Here is a 12,288-nt window from a genome sequence, read left to right on the forward strand (position 1 = left end):
ACTATGTTTGGAGATGGCGATCGCGTTATTGTCATGAAAGTTTTGTCTTTATACTTTGCGAGTAGGTTCAAGGTTTAATGAGAAGTATCGCATTTAATACCCCAGCTAAATGAGCGGGACGGGACAAGTGAGGATAGTAATGAGTATCGGCGGTTGAATGTCAGTTGTTTGATAGAGAGGATGCCCGCAAGAATTTAGCATCATCGCCTGTGGATGCAATCGAGAGATTCCTTGCTCCGCAACTCTCTTAGGAATGGCAATTGGCGCTTTGGGAGAAGTTGCGATCGCTGCTGCGTAACGCGTTTCTAAATGCTTTAATTGCAATTGAGTTCCTCCGTCTACAGCAATCAACGTCCAGATGACTAAAGAAGGTTCGGCAGTGGGTCGCTCTTGCCAGGTGTAGGCGAGACGCTTGGGTTCGTCTAATTCGATTACCCCGCACTGAATCTTCGTTCTCAATCCCGGCAACGAATCGCCGTAAAACTGAAATTTATGCCCCAAACGAGGCTCAAAGTCATTCTCCATCAGCCAAGCTGCTAAGGCGCGGCGGTTGGTCAACACTTTCCAGACTTTTTCGGGCGGGTAGGGATAAAAACATCGATCTTCACAGTTTGAGTCATGGGTTTTCCTCCAAATAGTGACCGAGGGCATCCAGTTTTTCTTCCCAAAACTGCTCGTAACAAGCAACCCAATCAGAAACCTGCTTTAACGGTTCGGGGTTCAGGCGATAGAAGCGCTGTCGTCCCACTCTTCGCTGGGTTACTAAACCTGCTTCTGCAAGCACCTGCAAATGCTGGGAGATGGCTGGTAGGGACATCGAAAATGGCTCGGCTAGATGCTTGACCGATTGTTCGCCCAGCCGTAATCGATCCAAGATGGCTCGTCGGGTGGGATCTGCGAGCGCAATAAAGGTATCGGCACTAGCAGTAGGTCGGCTCATCTAAAAATTAATATTTAAGCAAATACTTAATTTATTTTTATTTTAGTTAAGCACTTGCTTAAATGTCAAATCCTCTTTGTTATCCTTGACTTCTAATCGCACCCGCACGACAATCCCTTAACCAAAGACGAATTGCCTGACCGATTATGCCACTGCTGGTTTCTTGGGGAGGTGTAGGGGGTTTCTCACCCGAAGGAGAACCAAACTGGGTATAAATCAGAACCAATCTCCAACCGTCTTGCGTTTGGGTAAGAAACAACCAGTGATAATTTTGGGCTTCCACAACATGATTGCGATTGTACTGTCGTTCTAAGGTTGTAAAAAATACTTGCTTGGACGTGTCGGGCAAAACGGGTTTATATTGACGACCGTTGAGAGTAAGGGGCTTAAATTCAGGTCTTCCTGCCACGATGACGTAGGTAGATAAATAAGGGGTTCTGTCTGGCTTTCTTGCTCGTTGTATGAGCCGATTAGCATAACTAGGGAGATCTTCGAGGAGGAGATCGGTTAAGGTTTCTAAATCGGCAGGACAGGAGGAACGCTCAATGCTGACGGCTAAACGCTGAATAGTCCACCAACTCGCGGCAGTTAGCACTCCCAGTACCCACAACTTTATCCAACCGTGGCTAATTCTTCGCAAATTCTTTCCCACGCTTCAACTGGATTAGCCGCCGCCGTAATCGGACGACCGATAACCAAATAGTCAGCCCCCGCTTTAATAGCAGCGTGAGGGGTCATTACCCGTCGTTGATCGCCTGCTTGAGACCAACTCGGTCGCACCCCGGGACAAACTAGCAGGAAATCATCCCCACAAACCCGTCGCAGTTGGGCGACTTCTTGAGGAGAACAAACTGCCCCGTCTAAACCTGACTCTTTTGCTAATAGTGCCATCTGTAGTGCATACTCCGGCAGTTCTAAGGGGATTTTTAGGTCAAAAGCTAACTCTCGTGAGTTTAAACTGGTAAGTATGGTAATGGCAAGTAACTTTGGACGGAAATCATCTCCGCCAACGGCTTGTGCAGCAGCTTGGAGAGCTTGGCGACCTGCTGTAGCGTGAAGGGTCAAAAAATCGACGTTGTAGGCTTTTGCCGAACAACAAGCCCCCGCGATGGTGTTAGGAATATCGTGAAATTTTAAGTCTAGGAAAATTCGTTTTTGGCGTTCTTTAAGGATATAGAGAATTTGCGTGCCCGTACTGACGAATAATTCTAATCCAACCTTCCAAAAACTAACTTGAGGGAGTTTGTCTAAGGTTGCGATCGCGTCTTCTAGAGTGGGTACGTCCAAGGGAACGATAATGCGGTCAGATATCATAAGCCTCAATAGCTTCGTGCAAATTTCGTGCAAATAATATTATCTCTTCGGTTGTGGCATCAGTTAGATGAAAACAGTAGTTCCCCTTAAGCAGTTCCTCTTAAGCGATCAAAAGGTACAGTTGTAACTTCGGTAATAACTCCCATGAATTATTAAAAGTAAAAAAGTAAGATAATTAAATAAAAATAAAGAAATTGCTAGCAATGACTGGAAATGAGGGTGAAATGAGAATGCCAATTGACACGCTCGACTTAAAAATTAAAGTATTTGTAACGTTATCTAAAATTCAAAAAAGACTAAAAACCGCTTCTTCAGAAATCTGTCTTCATTACTATGGCGGTGAAAGCTTCAGTATCACAGACAGAATTCCTACTTCTTTTTTTGGCTACGTTGCCAAAGCTGATATTACCAGCCACACCAAACCATCCGAACTCTACGCAATTGTCTGTCAGTTAGTAGAAAAAGTTGTCGGTGAGTATAGCGAATATGAACTCGATCGCTTCTCGCTGGCTCAACAAGCGAGTTGAATTCAAGAAAGTTGACTAATTAAGCGAGCAAGAACTACTTTCTAAGAAATGCGAGTTAACTTGGAAGATGTCAAATTTATACGTTTCCTGGGAACAGTATCATCGAAATATTGAAACTTTAGCCGTCAAAATCTATCGTTCTGGCTGGAATTTCAATCAAATTGTCTGTTTGGCAAAAGGAGGATTGCGCGTCGGAGATATCCTTTGCCGTATATACAAACAGCCTCTGGCGATTCTCTCGGCTTCGTCTTACGGCGGAAAGAACAATCGAATTCAAGGAAAAATTGTTTTCTCAAAGCACCTATCGATGACGACAGAAACATTAGGGAGTCGAGTGCTGTTGGTAGACGATTTAGTTGATTCTGGGATTAGCTTCAAAGAAGCGATTCGCTGGCTAGAAGAACGCTATGGAAGCGAGATCGAACAGATTCGCACGGCTGTCATTTGGTACAAAGCTCGTTCTGCGATCGCGCCAGATTATTATGTGGATTATTTACCAGATAATCCCTGGATTCATCAACCCTTTGAAGAATATGAACTGATAACACCTGCCGAACTCGCTTCGCGTCACGAGCAACTCCTCAGTTAGTAGTTAGTTACAATTTCTACCACCTACTAACTCTTAACCACTAACTATCATCGCCATTTAGCCTTCTGTATCTATCTGTTCTAAGAGTTCTGTTGCTTTCTGGCAGAGCATTTCGTGGCAAAGTCCATTGCTTGCCAATAACCCTCCCCATTGCTTTACGTCTCCCTTGTTGTAGGTGAGGGGATCGCCATTAAAGTGGGTAAACTTTCCGCCGGCTTCCGTGAGAATGAGTTCTGGAGCTGCAAAATCCCAGTCTTTGGGTGCGGATTTGCCAGAGAGGGAGATGTAAATATCTGACTGCTGTTCTAGAATCGTGGCAATTTTACAGCCGACGCTGCCGACGTAGTTGCGTCCTCTGATGGGAAGGCGATCGATCAGTTTTTGAAAGCGTTCGTCTCTATGGGTACGACTGACAACCAGGGATAAATCTTCGATATTATTGCGTTCTGAGACTCGTATTGGCGCAACTTCACCTTGAAGGGTTTCTACACAAGTTCCCTTATCTTTAATAGCAAAATATAGTTTTTCTGCTTCGGGTACTGCTACTATTGCCACGACGGGACGACCTTGATAAGTTAGGGCAATGTGAATGGCATATTCTCCGGTTTTGTCGATAAAGTCCCTGGTGCCATCAAGCGGATCGATAATCCATACCCAAGGGAAGGGAACGGGATCGGTTCCTTGATGGGTTTCTTCACTTAGATAGCCAAAGTTTTGCATTCCAAAACTCGCTTGGAGTTTTTCTAAAATGTAGTGATTAGTGGCAAGATCTGCTGCTGTTACGGGACCATCTTTCTTATTTCCTTCTAGCTCCAGATTTTCTGGATTTTTTTGGCTATGGTAGTATGAACGCAAAATATCGGCAGCACCCCAACCCACGGAACGGGCAATCGCTGCAATTTTTTCTAGATTAGCTGTCCAATCAGTATCCAAAGTCACCATCCGATCTTATTTATTTAGTCTGTGGAATATTCTAGGCGAAAAAGGGGAATGCCGATCGATTGCAATGGTTAATAGCACTGTTTCTAGAAAAGCAATAATCGGGTTATTAAGTATTTTTTTGAATCTTTTTGGATAAAATCGCGATCGCCAGGGATTTCTAAGGTTCATCTTGTAGATTTATTATCTTCCTACTGGTTCTAGAACTTTTTTCTTTTGCTCGACCGTTTCATAATAAATTTTCGCAATTTTTTTCACTTTTTCTCCCCACTCAAATTCTCGCGCTCTTTCAATCGCATTAGCAGACATTTGCTGCCTTAAGCTTTCATTTTTAACTAATAAGATGATTTTTTCAGCTAATTCCTGAGTCAGATATTCTCTAGAGATGGGTTCTATCTTAAACCCTGTTTTTTCAGTTACATATTCGCTAATTCCACCGTTATTAGCCACAATGCAAGGAAGACCGCAAGCCATAGCTTCTAATATAACGGCTCCGCCAAATTCTCGGATAGAAGGAAAACAAAAAATATCTGCTTGCCTATAGTATTTTAGAGTATCTTCCTGGTCGAGCCAACCGACAAAATCTACAAGATGAGTTAACTGTCTCTCTCGTACTTTATTCTCTAAGACGCTTCTCTCCGAACCATCTCCTACAAAAGTCACTCGAACTTTTTCTTTAATTGTTGTTTCTAGAAAACTCACAGCATCCAGAAGTATATCGGCTCCCTTATACGGAACTAATCTGCCAACAAATAATAAATTGACGAAGTTTTTATGTTGTATTTTTGATTTCTTTTCGATTAAGAAATCTTTTGATACCCCATTTTCATAAAACAATTGAAGCCTGCGTTTTGGGAGATTAAATAGTTTTTTTATCAGCTTAAAAGTATAAGTCGAACCTGCCAAAACTCGATCGGCTTTCTGATAAGTTTCTGCATAACCTGGAATTAGCGATCGACCAATTCCCCTTAAAAAATTAAAGTAGGCAAATTCTTGTCTAGCTACTGCTTTAAATCCTGGAGGAAAAGGAACGCCTCCATTGACTGGTCCTAGAATAAAAGGAGTTTCCTGACACAGTTTAACGACTTTCACGGGATATCTAGGCATCATTGGAGTAATGGCATGGACTATATCGTAATCTCCTTTCAAGATCGATTGTTTGAGTTCCCGATAAACTTGGCGATTAAATTCTTCATAAATGGGATAGCACAAGGCATTATACAAAGGCCAATTTTTTCTTCCTTGAAATGTTGTCAATCCTGCTACTAATTGATAGTATCGTTTGCTAAAGTTACTTTCTGAAATATAAATAATTTTGTCGTGGCTTAGTCTTTTTTGAAGAGCTATTTGATTTCGTTCGTGAGTGACCAGCGTGACATCAAATAATTTAGCAATTTCTTTATAAAAATTATATCCGACTAAAGGAACCGACGGGCAGTCCGGATTACATTGTTCGATAATTAATAAAACACGTAGCGGATTGTCGATCATTATTATTTAAATTTTCTTGCTCTAATCTTAAAAGTAGCGATCGCGACAGAATTAGCTTCCTATAATAATAGTCTGCTACCTATGAACTTGAATTGTTTATAAGCAAGCTTTATTTTATAAAAAAATATCAATAAATGAAAATTATAAAAACAAAAATAAAAAGCGATCGCGCACGAATCCAGCTAATAATGATAAGTCTGCTAAATCCAATACGCGATCTAAGAAATACTATCTTTCAATCTCATCGATTGTTTTAGGTACGGCAGCCGTCAGAACCTCCCGTCCATCAGCGGTGACTAAAACATCATCTTCGATGCGAATGCCAATTCCTCGCCATTTTTCGGGAACTTCTGGTTGGCCTTCTGCGGGTTTGATATCTGGGGCAATATAAAGTCCCGGTTCTACCGTTAATACATGACCGGGTTGTAGGGTTTGCCAAGTTTCTTCCCCACACTTGTATAAGCCTACATCATGTACGTCCAACCCCAGCCAATGTCCGGTACGGTGCATGTAAAACGGCTTATATTTCTCCTCTTTGATAATTTCTTCAATGTCTCCTACCAGCAGTCCTAAATCCATCAATCCCTCTACCAGGACGCGCACTGCTGTATCGTGAAAGTTGTTGTAGGGTTTTCCGGGTTGAACGGCTTCAATGGCTTTTAATTGTGCCTCTAGAACGATTTCATATAAAATTCTTTGTTCTGAGGTAAATTTGCCGTTGACGGGGAAAGTTCGAGTAATATCGCCATTGTAATAACCGTAAGAACATCCAGCATCGATGAGCAACAAATCGTTGTCTTGCAGTTGGCAATTATTCTCAATGTAGTGCAAAATGCAGGCATTAGCACCCGATGCAACGATAGAAGGATAAGCCGGACCAATCCCTCCTTCGAGTCGGAAAGTATGCTCGATTTCTGCCTGGATCTGATATTCGTAATGCCCGATTTTGGCAAATTCTCTGGCACGATTGTGTGCGGCGGCAGAAATGGCCGTCGCTTTGCGAAGCATTTCTAATTCGGCAGGACTCTTGATTTGTCGCATGGGATGTAAGATGAGGTTGGTATCTTCGATCGCGACTGGTCCCATTCCCCGTTTGGGATAGGTGGCAATCAATCTCTGCCAGTGGGAGAGGATTTTTTCATTAAAAACGCGATCGCGTCCCAGATGATAATAGATCCGGTCGGCTTTTTCTAAATACTGAGGTAATTTTTCATCGAGTTCGGCAATCGAATACGCTTCATCTGCGCCGAAGATCGCTTTTGCCCCCTCTACACCATAACGATAGCCCGTCCAGGTTTCTAGGGCTGGATCTTTGGGTTGTACGAAGAGAATAAAGCGGTGCTCTGGATGGTGAGGGGCAATGACTGCTACTGCATCTGGTTCGTTAAACCCTGTCAGATAAAAAAAATCGCTATCCTGGCGATAGATGTATTCTACATCGTTGTGCATCACGGCGGTAGGAGCGCTGCGAAAGATTGCTGTACCATTGCCTATCTTCTCCATTAATTGTTCCCGACGCTGACGGTATTCGCTGCGATCGATGCCCATGTTTTAATTGTTATCTTGTGTAGAAGTATTAACAGTTTATTTATCTATCTTAATCTTACTGACCGACAGAGAAGCCGCGATCGCCAAGGAGAAAAAGGGGTAATATCTGATGAGAACGAATCGCTCTTGCTACGATAAGGGATAAATTATCCTCCTCAATCCCAGAACACATGTTTAGCATTCACTCCGAAACTGCCAAAGTTCCGACGCTTTTGAGCGAAGATGAAGCCACTTCCTTAATTGAATCGGTCATCAAACAATCCGAGGCAGAAGGAGTCTTCGTCAGTCTCAGTTCCAGCGAATCTTCCCTCAGCCGCTTCTCAGAAAATCAAATTAGCCAGAATATCGGCAAAAATCGCTTCAGTCTCACTGTAACTAGCTATTTTGGCAAGCGCAGTGCCTCTGCATCTACAACAGAACTCGATGCAGACGCGATCGCACAAACCATTCGGCGTTCTCAAGATCTCGCTCGCATTGCGCCAGAAGACCCAGAATGGATGCCTTTACTAGAACCCCAAACCTACGAAAAGCGTTCTCCTGCTTTCGATCTGGAGACAGCAATCCTTTCTCCTCTGGAGAGGGGAGAAATCGTCAAACAAGTCTGCTCTCTCTGCCGCCAAGCAAATGCAGACAGTTCTGGAACGCTCAGTACAGAGGCATCGGTACGAGCGATCGGTAATTCATTGGGATTGCGGGCCTATAATCGCACAACCGAGGCAGATTTCAGCGTCACGGCGCGTCTGAAGAACGGTTCGAGTTGGGGCAATCAGACAGCCTTTGCGATCGCGCAGTTGCCCATAGAAGACATAACCGAACAAGTCATCCAAAGAGCGATCGCTTCCTGCAATCCTCGCGAAATTCAGCCAGGAGTTTATCCCGTCGTCTTCGATGCGGCGGCTTTTTTCGGCTTACTCCCCTGGGTCATTTGGAATTTGGATGCAAGGGCAGCCGATGAAGGGCGTTCTTTTATGTCTCGTACCGACGAAGCAGGACATCCTATCGGCAATCGCGTTGGCGAAGCGATGTTTAGTCCTCTAGTGCAAGTACAGCGCCATCCCGCTCATCCCTTACTGCAATCCGGGACATTTTTTGACGATGGCTTAAGCAATGGCTATCTAGAAATCGTCAAAGATGGAATTCCTCAAACCCTTGCCTACAGTCGTTACTGGGCGCAGGAAAAAGGAAAGCAGCCCACAGGAGTTATGTCGCCTATCGTCATGACGGGTTCCGAGCAAAGTCTTTCCGATTTAATTTCCCAAACCGAACGAGGAATCTTAGTTAGTCGCTCTTGGTACGTGCGCTACGTCAATCCTCGTACCCTGGAAGTGACGGGAATGACGCGAGACGGGACGTTTTGGATTGAAGACGGTCAAATTGCTTACCCCATCAAAAATCTTCGCTTTAATCAGTGTTTGCCCGATATGCTGCGAGATATCGAAGCCATCAGCAGCGTGCAGCGATTTGATAGTACGGTCGTTCCTGGAGTCAAGGTGAAGGCGTTTAATTTCAGTAGCGTGACCGATAGTGTTTGATGTAGTATAAATGTAGTATTTTAAATTCTTCGCGATCCCCTTCGCGCTTCGCTGAGGGCAACGCTGGGTGCCGGATCGCCAAGACACGAAGCCGTCTTGGTCACGAGCAAGGTGCTTGTACCTCGCTCTAGAGGAGCGTTTCGTGTCTTGAAAAGCGAGCGTCCCGCTCGCACTACATAAATCTCGCACTACATAAATTAAAGAAGACTCGATAGGAATTTCAGTCGATTTTAATCGAGTTGAGCTTTGAGCCTAGAACCTTAGTTCTAGGCGTTGATGCCAAAGGTGCAAGATCTCAGTTCTAAGGCAGTCTCCCGTGAGTTCGGAAGCCGTTCTGTACCGAAGGTCAGCGTCGGGTAGTTCACTCGAATAACGCTCCCTGAAGATTAGCACCTCTTAAATCTGCTTGGTGGAGATTAGCACATCTGAGATCGGCTCCTTGCAGATTAGCACCTCGTAGATTAGCTTTCCGAAGATTAGCTCCGCTTAAGTTAGCTTCTAGCAAATGAGCGCCGCCTAGATTCGCTTTAGTGAGGTGAGCATATCGCAGATCGGTGCGATAGAGATGAGCTTCCCTCAAATCGGCACCAACGAGGTAAACTTTGCTTAAGTGAGCTTCAACAAGTTTAGCTTTATACAAAGTCGCTCGGTAGAGATACGCACCGATCGCTTCGGCTTCGTAGAGATTAGATTGACTGAGATCGGCTTCATTCAAATTTGCATCTACCAAGTTGGCTTCGCTGAGATTGCTTCTGATGAGTTTGGCGGCGCTGAGATCGGCTCTCCTTAGATTGGCTTTTTTCAATACAGTTCCAATTAGATTGGCATGACTCAAATCGGCACCGCTCAAATTGGCTTCGCTCAAATTGGCGGCGATCAAATTAGCATCGCTGAGATCGACTCCGCTGAGATTGACTCCTACTAAATTAGCATTGCTCAGTTCGGCATTTTGAAGATTATTTTGACTCAAGCGATCGCTTGTTAGTTCGATTTCATATAGCTTAGCTCCATTTAAATGAGCCGCTGTTTCAGGATCGAGAGAAATCTTTTGGTTATTATTGCTCCATTCCAGCCATCTCTTTGTATCCTGCTGAATTCGAGAAAGATGCTCTACATTAGCCATTTAACAATTCGCTCGGTTTTGATATTCCCGCCTACTTTTATGTAAAAGCTACAAACGCAGGTTTTTCTAGCTATTCTATCCTAAAAAAATATTCCTCTACTTTTGCGTCTACCTTTTGGTAGAGACTTTAACTAAACCATCGGTTCGATTATTTTTTTGGTAACGATTCTCGTGAGATAATATATATAGTAATTCTTACGGCGAGAAATCTTACAACAATTATAATTACTGTAGGGTTTGGAATCTTTCAAATGTCATCTCCTAATGCTGCTCCTAGCGTTGTTGTTCTCAACCAACAACGGGAGCGAGATATTTCTAAGGTAAATCGATCTGACGACGCTCCAGCCACCCTTTGTAAAAATAAAACTGAGAATTGTACGGTTGTTGAAGATGGCAAGGTTGTGGTTAAGCCAGTTACAGCGTCAGATGAGTCAGATAATCTCAGATGAGTCAGATAATCGCTGTCAGTTAAGCGATTAGCTTTGAATGAATTGTGAAAAATAGTGTGAGCGAGATGCTCAAATACAGTAAGGCGCAAGCAATAGGCGAAGCGCCCCTCCAGATCAAAAAGCCAAGGAGATTTTGCAATCTATTCCATCTTATAAATTATTTAGGATTGTTATATTTTTCTGAAAAAATTAGCTGGCTAAAAGGTTGAGGAAACAGGCGATCGCGTTAATTCAATTCTTTTCTAAAAAATCGCTAATGAAAGCAACTAAACTTGGGAAATATCTAACTTTAGAAGAATTTTGCACTTGTACTAATACTTATAAAAAATATACGGCAAATATCGATCCTTTTCCTAAAAATTTAGAAACAATTGCTGCTATAAAAGACCTCAATCAATTTATTATCGATCCAGTTATCGATTATTTTGGACGGGATCGATTTCAATTAACTTACGGATTTTGTTCGCCCGATCTAAAGCGTTTTTTAGAGAAAAAAGATCCAGTAACGGGAATCAAAAATGGTCGCATAGATCCCGCTAGAGATCAACATGTGAGTCATGAGAGAAATCGTCAGGGAAATTATTACTGTAAGCGATTAGGGGCTGCTTGCGATTTTGCGATCGCAGAGTTTCCTAGCGATTCCCTAGTTGACTGGATTTTATCTCAAAAGTTACCTTTTGATTCTCTATATTTTTATGGTCGAGATAGACCGATTCACATTAGTTATGGCTCGCAACACAAACGAGATATTTGGACATTTACTCCTACAGGACAGCCGACCAAGAAAGGCATTCAAAATTGGATTGAATTAGCTAAATATTCTTCCTGATTTTTGTTAATATCTTTTGCGCCTTCAATTTAAAAATCTGCATCGTTGTCAAATTTGCAATCTGAGAAGAACAGTATTTTTTATAATCGAAAAACTCATTAATTTCCTGCAAAATTATCGTTAAACGCTTAAGAACATTCTCACTTCGATACTCGGCAAGAAACTCTTCAGATAAAGCAGGCAAAACTGGACAATTAATAACTCTTAAGATGCGATCGAAATCGTATTCTTTTGAGTATCCGGCAATTTTATAGCAATTAAAACCAGGGTCTAAATAATCAGACAGTCCGCCGTTGACGCTAGAGAAAACCTGACAACCACAGGCAAGTGCTTCTAGCGGTTGTAAGCCAAATCCTTCGCTGACTCCCTGTAGCGCCCAATATTCAGCAGAGTCGTAAAGATAAACCTTCGCTCGATTAAATAATCCGGGTAAATCTTCTACATAAGAATCAATAACTCGGACGTTACATTGTTTCTGCAATGCAGGAATTAATTCATTAAGTAAATACTCAGAAGATTTTCGAGTTTGCACCAAAACATCGATATCGCGATCGCAATTTAAATTGCTAAATTCATCGGAGATTTGATTGGGTAAATAATAGATCGGAGAATGAGGAGATTTTTGTCCCCAATATCCGAGAGTATTGCGGCTAACGGTAATAATTGGAATGGTAGAAGGCAGGGTAAATCGATAACCCGCACTGTGGGCATGATAGACCACATTACAGTTTTTTAACTTGGCGGCGAGTTTGGCAACGTCAAATCCCCAACTAATCACGAATATGACACGATCTAAATTTTTCTCTTTCAACAAATCGTCAAGAAAAAGGGTATCTTTTTCCCTTTGACGATAAGTAACTGCTTCAGCATCGCAAATTCGTTTCGCCAGATTGAGAATTTTTAATTCTGCCCAAAGACCGCCGCAGGCAAATTTGCCGCCAGTTCCGGGAACTAAGAAGTAAAGCTTTCTCATTACCTATCTCCTAGACTCGAATCGCTTGCGGAAT

General features: G+C 42.9%; 14 protein-coding genes. 5 read left to right on the plus strand and 9 right to left on the minus strand.

Annotated features, from left to right (window positions below):
• Nucleotides 1-105 precede the first annotated feature (105 nt).
• The 4 genes from PLE7327_RS24030 to pyrF all read right to left on the minus strand — a co-directional run bounded on the left by PLE7327_RS24030 (nt 106) and on the right by pyrF (nt 2,254).
• On the minus strand, nt 106-651 hold the full coding sequence (locus tag PLE7327_RS24030) for an SRPBCC domain-containing protein (RefSeq protein WP_015144170.1): 546 nt from the start codon (nt 649-651) through the stop codon (nt 106-108).
• Nucleotides 617-940 carry a helix-turn-helix transcriptional regulator gene (locus tag PLE7327_RS12415; RefSeq protein ID WP_015144171.1) on the minus strand — a complete coding sequence of 108 codons (324 nt, stop codon included), beginning with the start codon at nt 938-940 and terminating at the stop codon, nt 617-619. Before PLE7327_RS12415 ends, PLE7327_RS24030 begins: the two co-directional genes overlap by 35 nt.
• A gap of 79 nt (nt 941-1,019) precedes the next feature.
• Nucleotides 1,020-1,592: a hypothetical protein gene (locus PLE7327_RS12420; RefSeq protein WP_041392100.1), complete on the minus strand. Its 573-nt coding sequence runs from the start codon at nt 1,590-1,592 to the stop codon at nt 1,020-1,022.
• The gene (pyrF, locus tag PLE7327_RS12425) at nt 1,553-2,254 is read right to left on the minus strand and encodes an orotidine-5'-phosphate decarboxylase (RefSeq protein WP_015144173.1); all 702 of its coding nucleotides are present in this window, start codon (nt 2,252-2,254) and stop codon (nt 1,553-1,555) included. The genes PLE7327_RS12420 and pyrF overlap by 40 nt, the downstream gene beginning before the upstream one ends.
• Before the next feature lie 230 nt (nt 2,255-2,484).
• Between pyrF and PLE7327_RS12430 the strand changes: the two genes are divergently transcribed.
• Together PLE7327_RS12430 and PLE7327_RS12435 are read left to right on the plus strand one after the other, a co-directional pair.
• Complete coding sequence (locus tag PLE7327_RS12430) at nt 2,485-2,781, plus strand: hypothetical protein (RefSeq protein WP_041392102.1); 297 nt, start codon at nt 2,485-2,487, stop codon at nt 2,779-2,781.
• A 67-nt stretch (nt 2,782-2,848) separates the two neighbouring features.
• Nucleotides 2,849-3,370: a phosphoribosyltransferase gene (locus tag PLE7327_RS12435; protein WP_015144175.1), complete on the plus strand. Its 522-nt coding sequence runs from the start codon at nt 2,849-2,851 to the stop codon at nt 3,368-3,370.
• Between the two features lie 57 nt (nt 3,371-3,427).
• On the opposite strand, the gene PLE7327_RS12440 is transcribed toward PLE7327_RS12435, so the two are convergent.
• The 3 genes from PLE7327_RS12440 to PLE7327_RS12450 form a co-directional block, all read right to left on the minus strand.
• Nucleotides 3,428-4,312: a 3'(2'),5'-bisphosphate nucleotidase CysQ gene (locus PLE7327_RS12440; RefSeq protein WP_015144176.1), complete on the minus strand. Its 885-nt coding sequence runs from the start codon at nt 4,310-4,312 to the stop codon at nt 3,428-3,430.
• Nucleotides 4,313-4,492: 180 nt separating this feature from the next.
• On the minus strand, nt 4,493-5,800 hold the full coding sequence (locus PLE7327_RS12445; protein WP_015144177.1) for a glycosyltransferase family 4 protein: 1,308 nt from the start codon (nt 5,798-5,800) through the stop codon (nt 4,493-4,495).
• Nucleotides 5,801-6,028: 228 nt separating this feature from the next.
• Nucleotides 6,029-7,348, minus strand: coding sequence for an aminopeptidase P N-terminal domain-containing protein (locus tag PLE7327_RS12450; RefSeq protein WP_015144178.1), 1,320 nt, complete (start codon nt 7,346-7,348; stop codon nt 6,029-6,031).
• A 170-nt stretch (nt 7,349-7,518) separates the two neighbouring features.
• Here PLE7327_RS12450 and PLE7327_RS12455 point away from each other — a divergent pair, with 170 nt between their 5' ends.
• A complete protein-coding gene (locus tag PLE7327_RS12455; protein WP_015144179.1) occupies nt 7,519-8,880 on the plus strand; it encodes a TldD/PmbA family protein in 1,362 nt (453 codons plus the stop codon).
• A 361-nt stretch (nt 8,881-9,241) separates the two neighbouring features.
• On the opposite strand, the gene PLE7327_RS12460 is transcribed toward PLE7327_RS12455, so the two are convergent.
• Complete coding sequence (locus PLE7327_RS12460; RefSeq protein WP_015144180.1) at nt 9,242-10,003, minus strand: pentapeptide repeat-containing protein; 762 nt, start codon at nt 10,001-10,003, stop codon at nt 9,242-9,244.
• A gap of 251 nt (nt 10,004-10,254) precedes the next feature.
• On the opposite strand from PLE7327_RS12460, the gene PLE7327_RS23440 reads away from it, so the two are divergent.
• Nucleotides 10,255-10,452 carry a hypothetical protein gene (locus tag PLE7327_RS23440; RefSeq protein WP_015144181.1) on the plus strand — a complete coding sequence of 66 codons (198 nt, stop codon included), beginning with the start codon at nt 10,255-10,257 and terminating at the stop codon, nt 10,450-10,452.
• Between the two features lie 256 nt (nt 10,453-10,708).
• Nucleotides 10,709-11,281, plus strand: coding sequence for a hypothetical protein (locus tag PLE7327_RS12465; protein WP_015144182.1), 573 nt, complete (start codon nt 10,709-10,711; stop codon nt 11,279-11,281).
• On the opposite strand, the gene PLE7327_RS12470 is transcribed toward PLE7327_RS12465, so the two are convergent.
• The gene (locus PLE7327_RS12470; protein ID WP_015144183.1) at nt 11,265-12,254 is read right to left on the minus strand and encodes a glycosyltransferase; all 990 of its coding nucleotides are present in this window, start codon (nt 12,252-12,254) and stop codon (nt 11,265-11,267) included. The genes PLE7327_RS12465 and PLE7327_RS12470 overlap by 17 nt on opposite strands.
• Nucleotides 12,255-12,288: the final 34 nt, after the last annotated feature.

The organism is Pleurocapsa sp. PCC 7327 (genome assembly GCF_000317025.1).
Classification (GTDB): domain Bacteria; phylum Cyanobacteriota; class Cyanobacteriia; order Cyanobacteriales; family Microcystaceae; genus Hydrococcus.

What these genes read in the sequence shown, in the direction of transcription:
- PLE7327_RS12460 (WP_015144180.1), bottom strand. Translation starts at nt 10,003, where the DNA reads ATGGCTAATGTAGAGCATCTTTCTCGAATTCAGCAGGATACAAAGAGA.
- PLE7327_RS12445 (WP_015144177.1), bottom strand. Translation starts at nt 5,800, where the DNA reads ATGATCGACAATCCGCTACGTGTTTTATTAATTATCGAACAATGTAAT.
- PLE7327_RS12470 (WP_015144183.1), bottom strand. Translation starts at nt 12,254, where the DNA reads ATGAGAAAGCTTTACTTCTTAGTTCCCGGAACTGGCGGCAAATTTGCC.
- PLE7327_RS12440 (WP_015144176.1), bottom strand. Translation starts at nt 4,312, where the DNA reads ATGGTGACTTTGGATACTGATTGGACAGCTAATCTAGAAAAAATTGCA.
- pyrF (WP_015144173.1), bottom strand. Translation starts at nt 2,254, where the DNA reads ATGATATCTGACCGCATTATCGTTCCCTTGGACGTACCCACTCTAGAA.
- PLE7327_RS12430 (WP_041392102.1), top strand. Translation starts at nt 2,485, where the DNA reads ATGCCAATTGACACGCTCGACTTAAAAATTAAAGTATTTGTAACGTTA.
- PLE7327_RS12415 (WP_015144171.1), bottom strand. Translation starts at nt 940, where the DNA reads ATGAGCCGACCTACTGCTAGTGCCGATACCTTTATTGCGCTCGCAGAT.
- PLE7327_RS12435 (WP_015144175.1), top strand. Translation starts at nt 2,849, where the DNA reads ATGTCAAATTTATACGTTTCCTGGGAACAGTATCATCGAAATATTGAA.
- PLE7327_RS12450 (WP_015144178.1), bottom strand. Translation starts at nt 7,348, where the DNA reads ATGGGCATCGATCGCAGCGAATACCGTCAGCGTCGGGAACAATTAATG.
- PLE7327_RS12465 (WP_015144182.1), top strand. Translation starts at nt 10,709, where the DNA reads ATGAAAGCAACTAAACTTGGGAAATATCTAACTTTAGAAGAATTTTGC.
- PLE7327_RS23440 (WP_015144181.1), top strand. Translation starts at nt 10,255, where the DNA reads ATGTCATCTCCTAATGCTGCTCCTAGCGTTGTTGTTCTCAACCAACAA.
- PLE7327_RS24030 (WP_015144170.1), bottom strand. Translation starts at nt 651, where the DNA reads ATGCCCTCGGTCACTATTTGGAGGAAAACCCATGACTCAAACTGTGAA.
- PLE7327_RS12455 (WP_015144179.1), top strand. Translation starts at nt 7,519, where the DNA reads ATGTTTAGCATTCACTCCGAAACTGCCAAAGTTCCGACGCTTTTGAGC.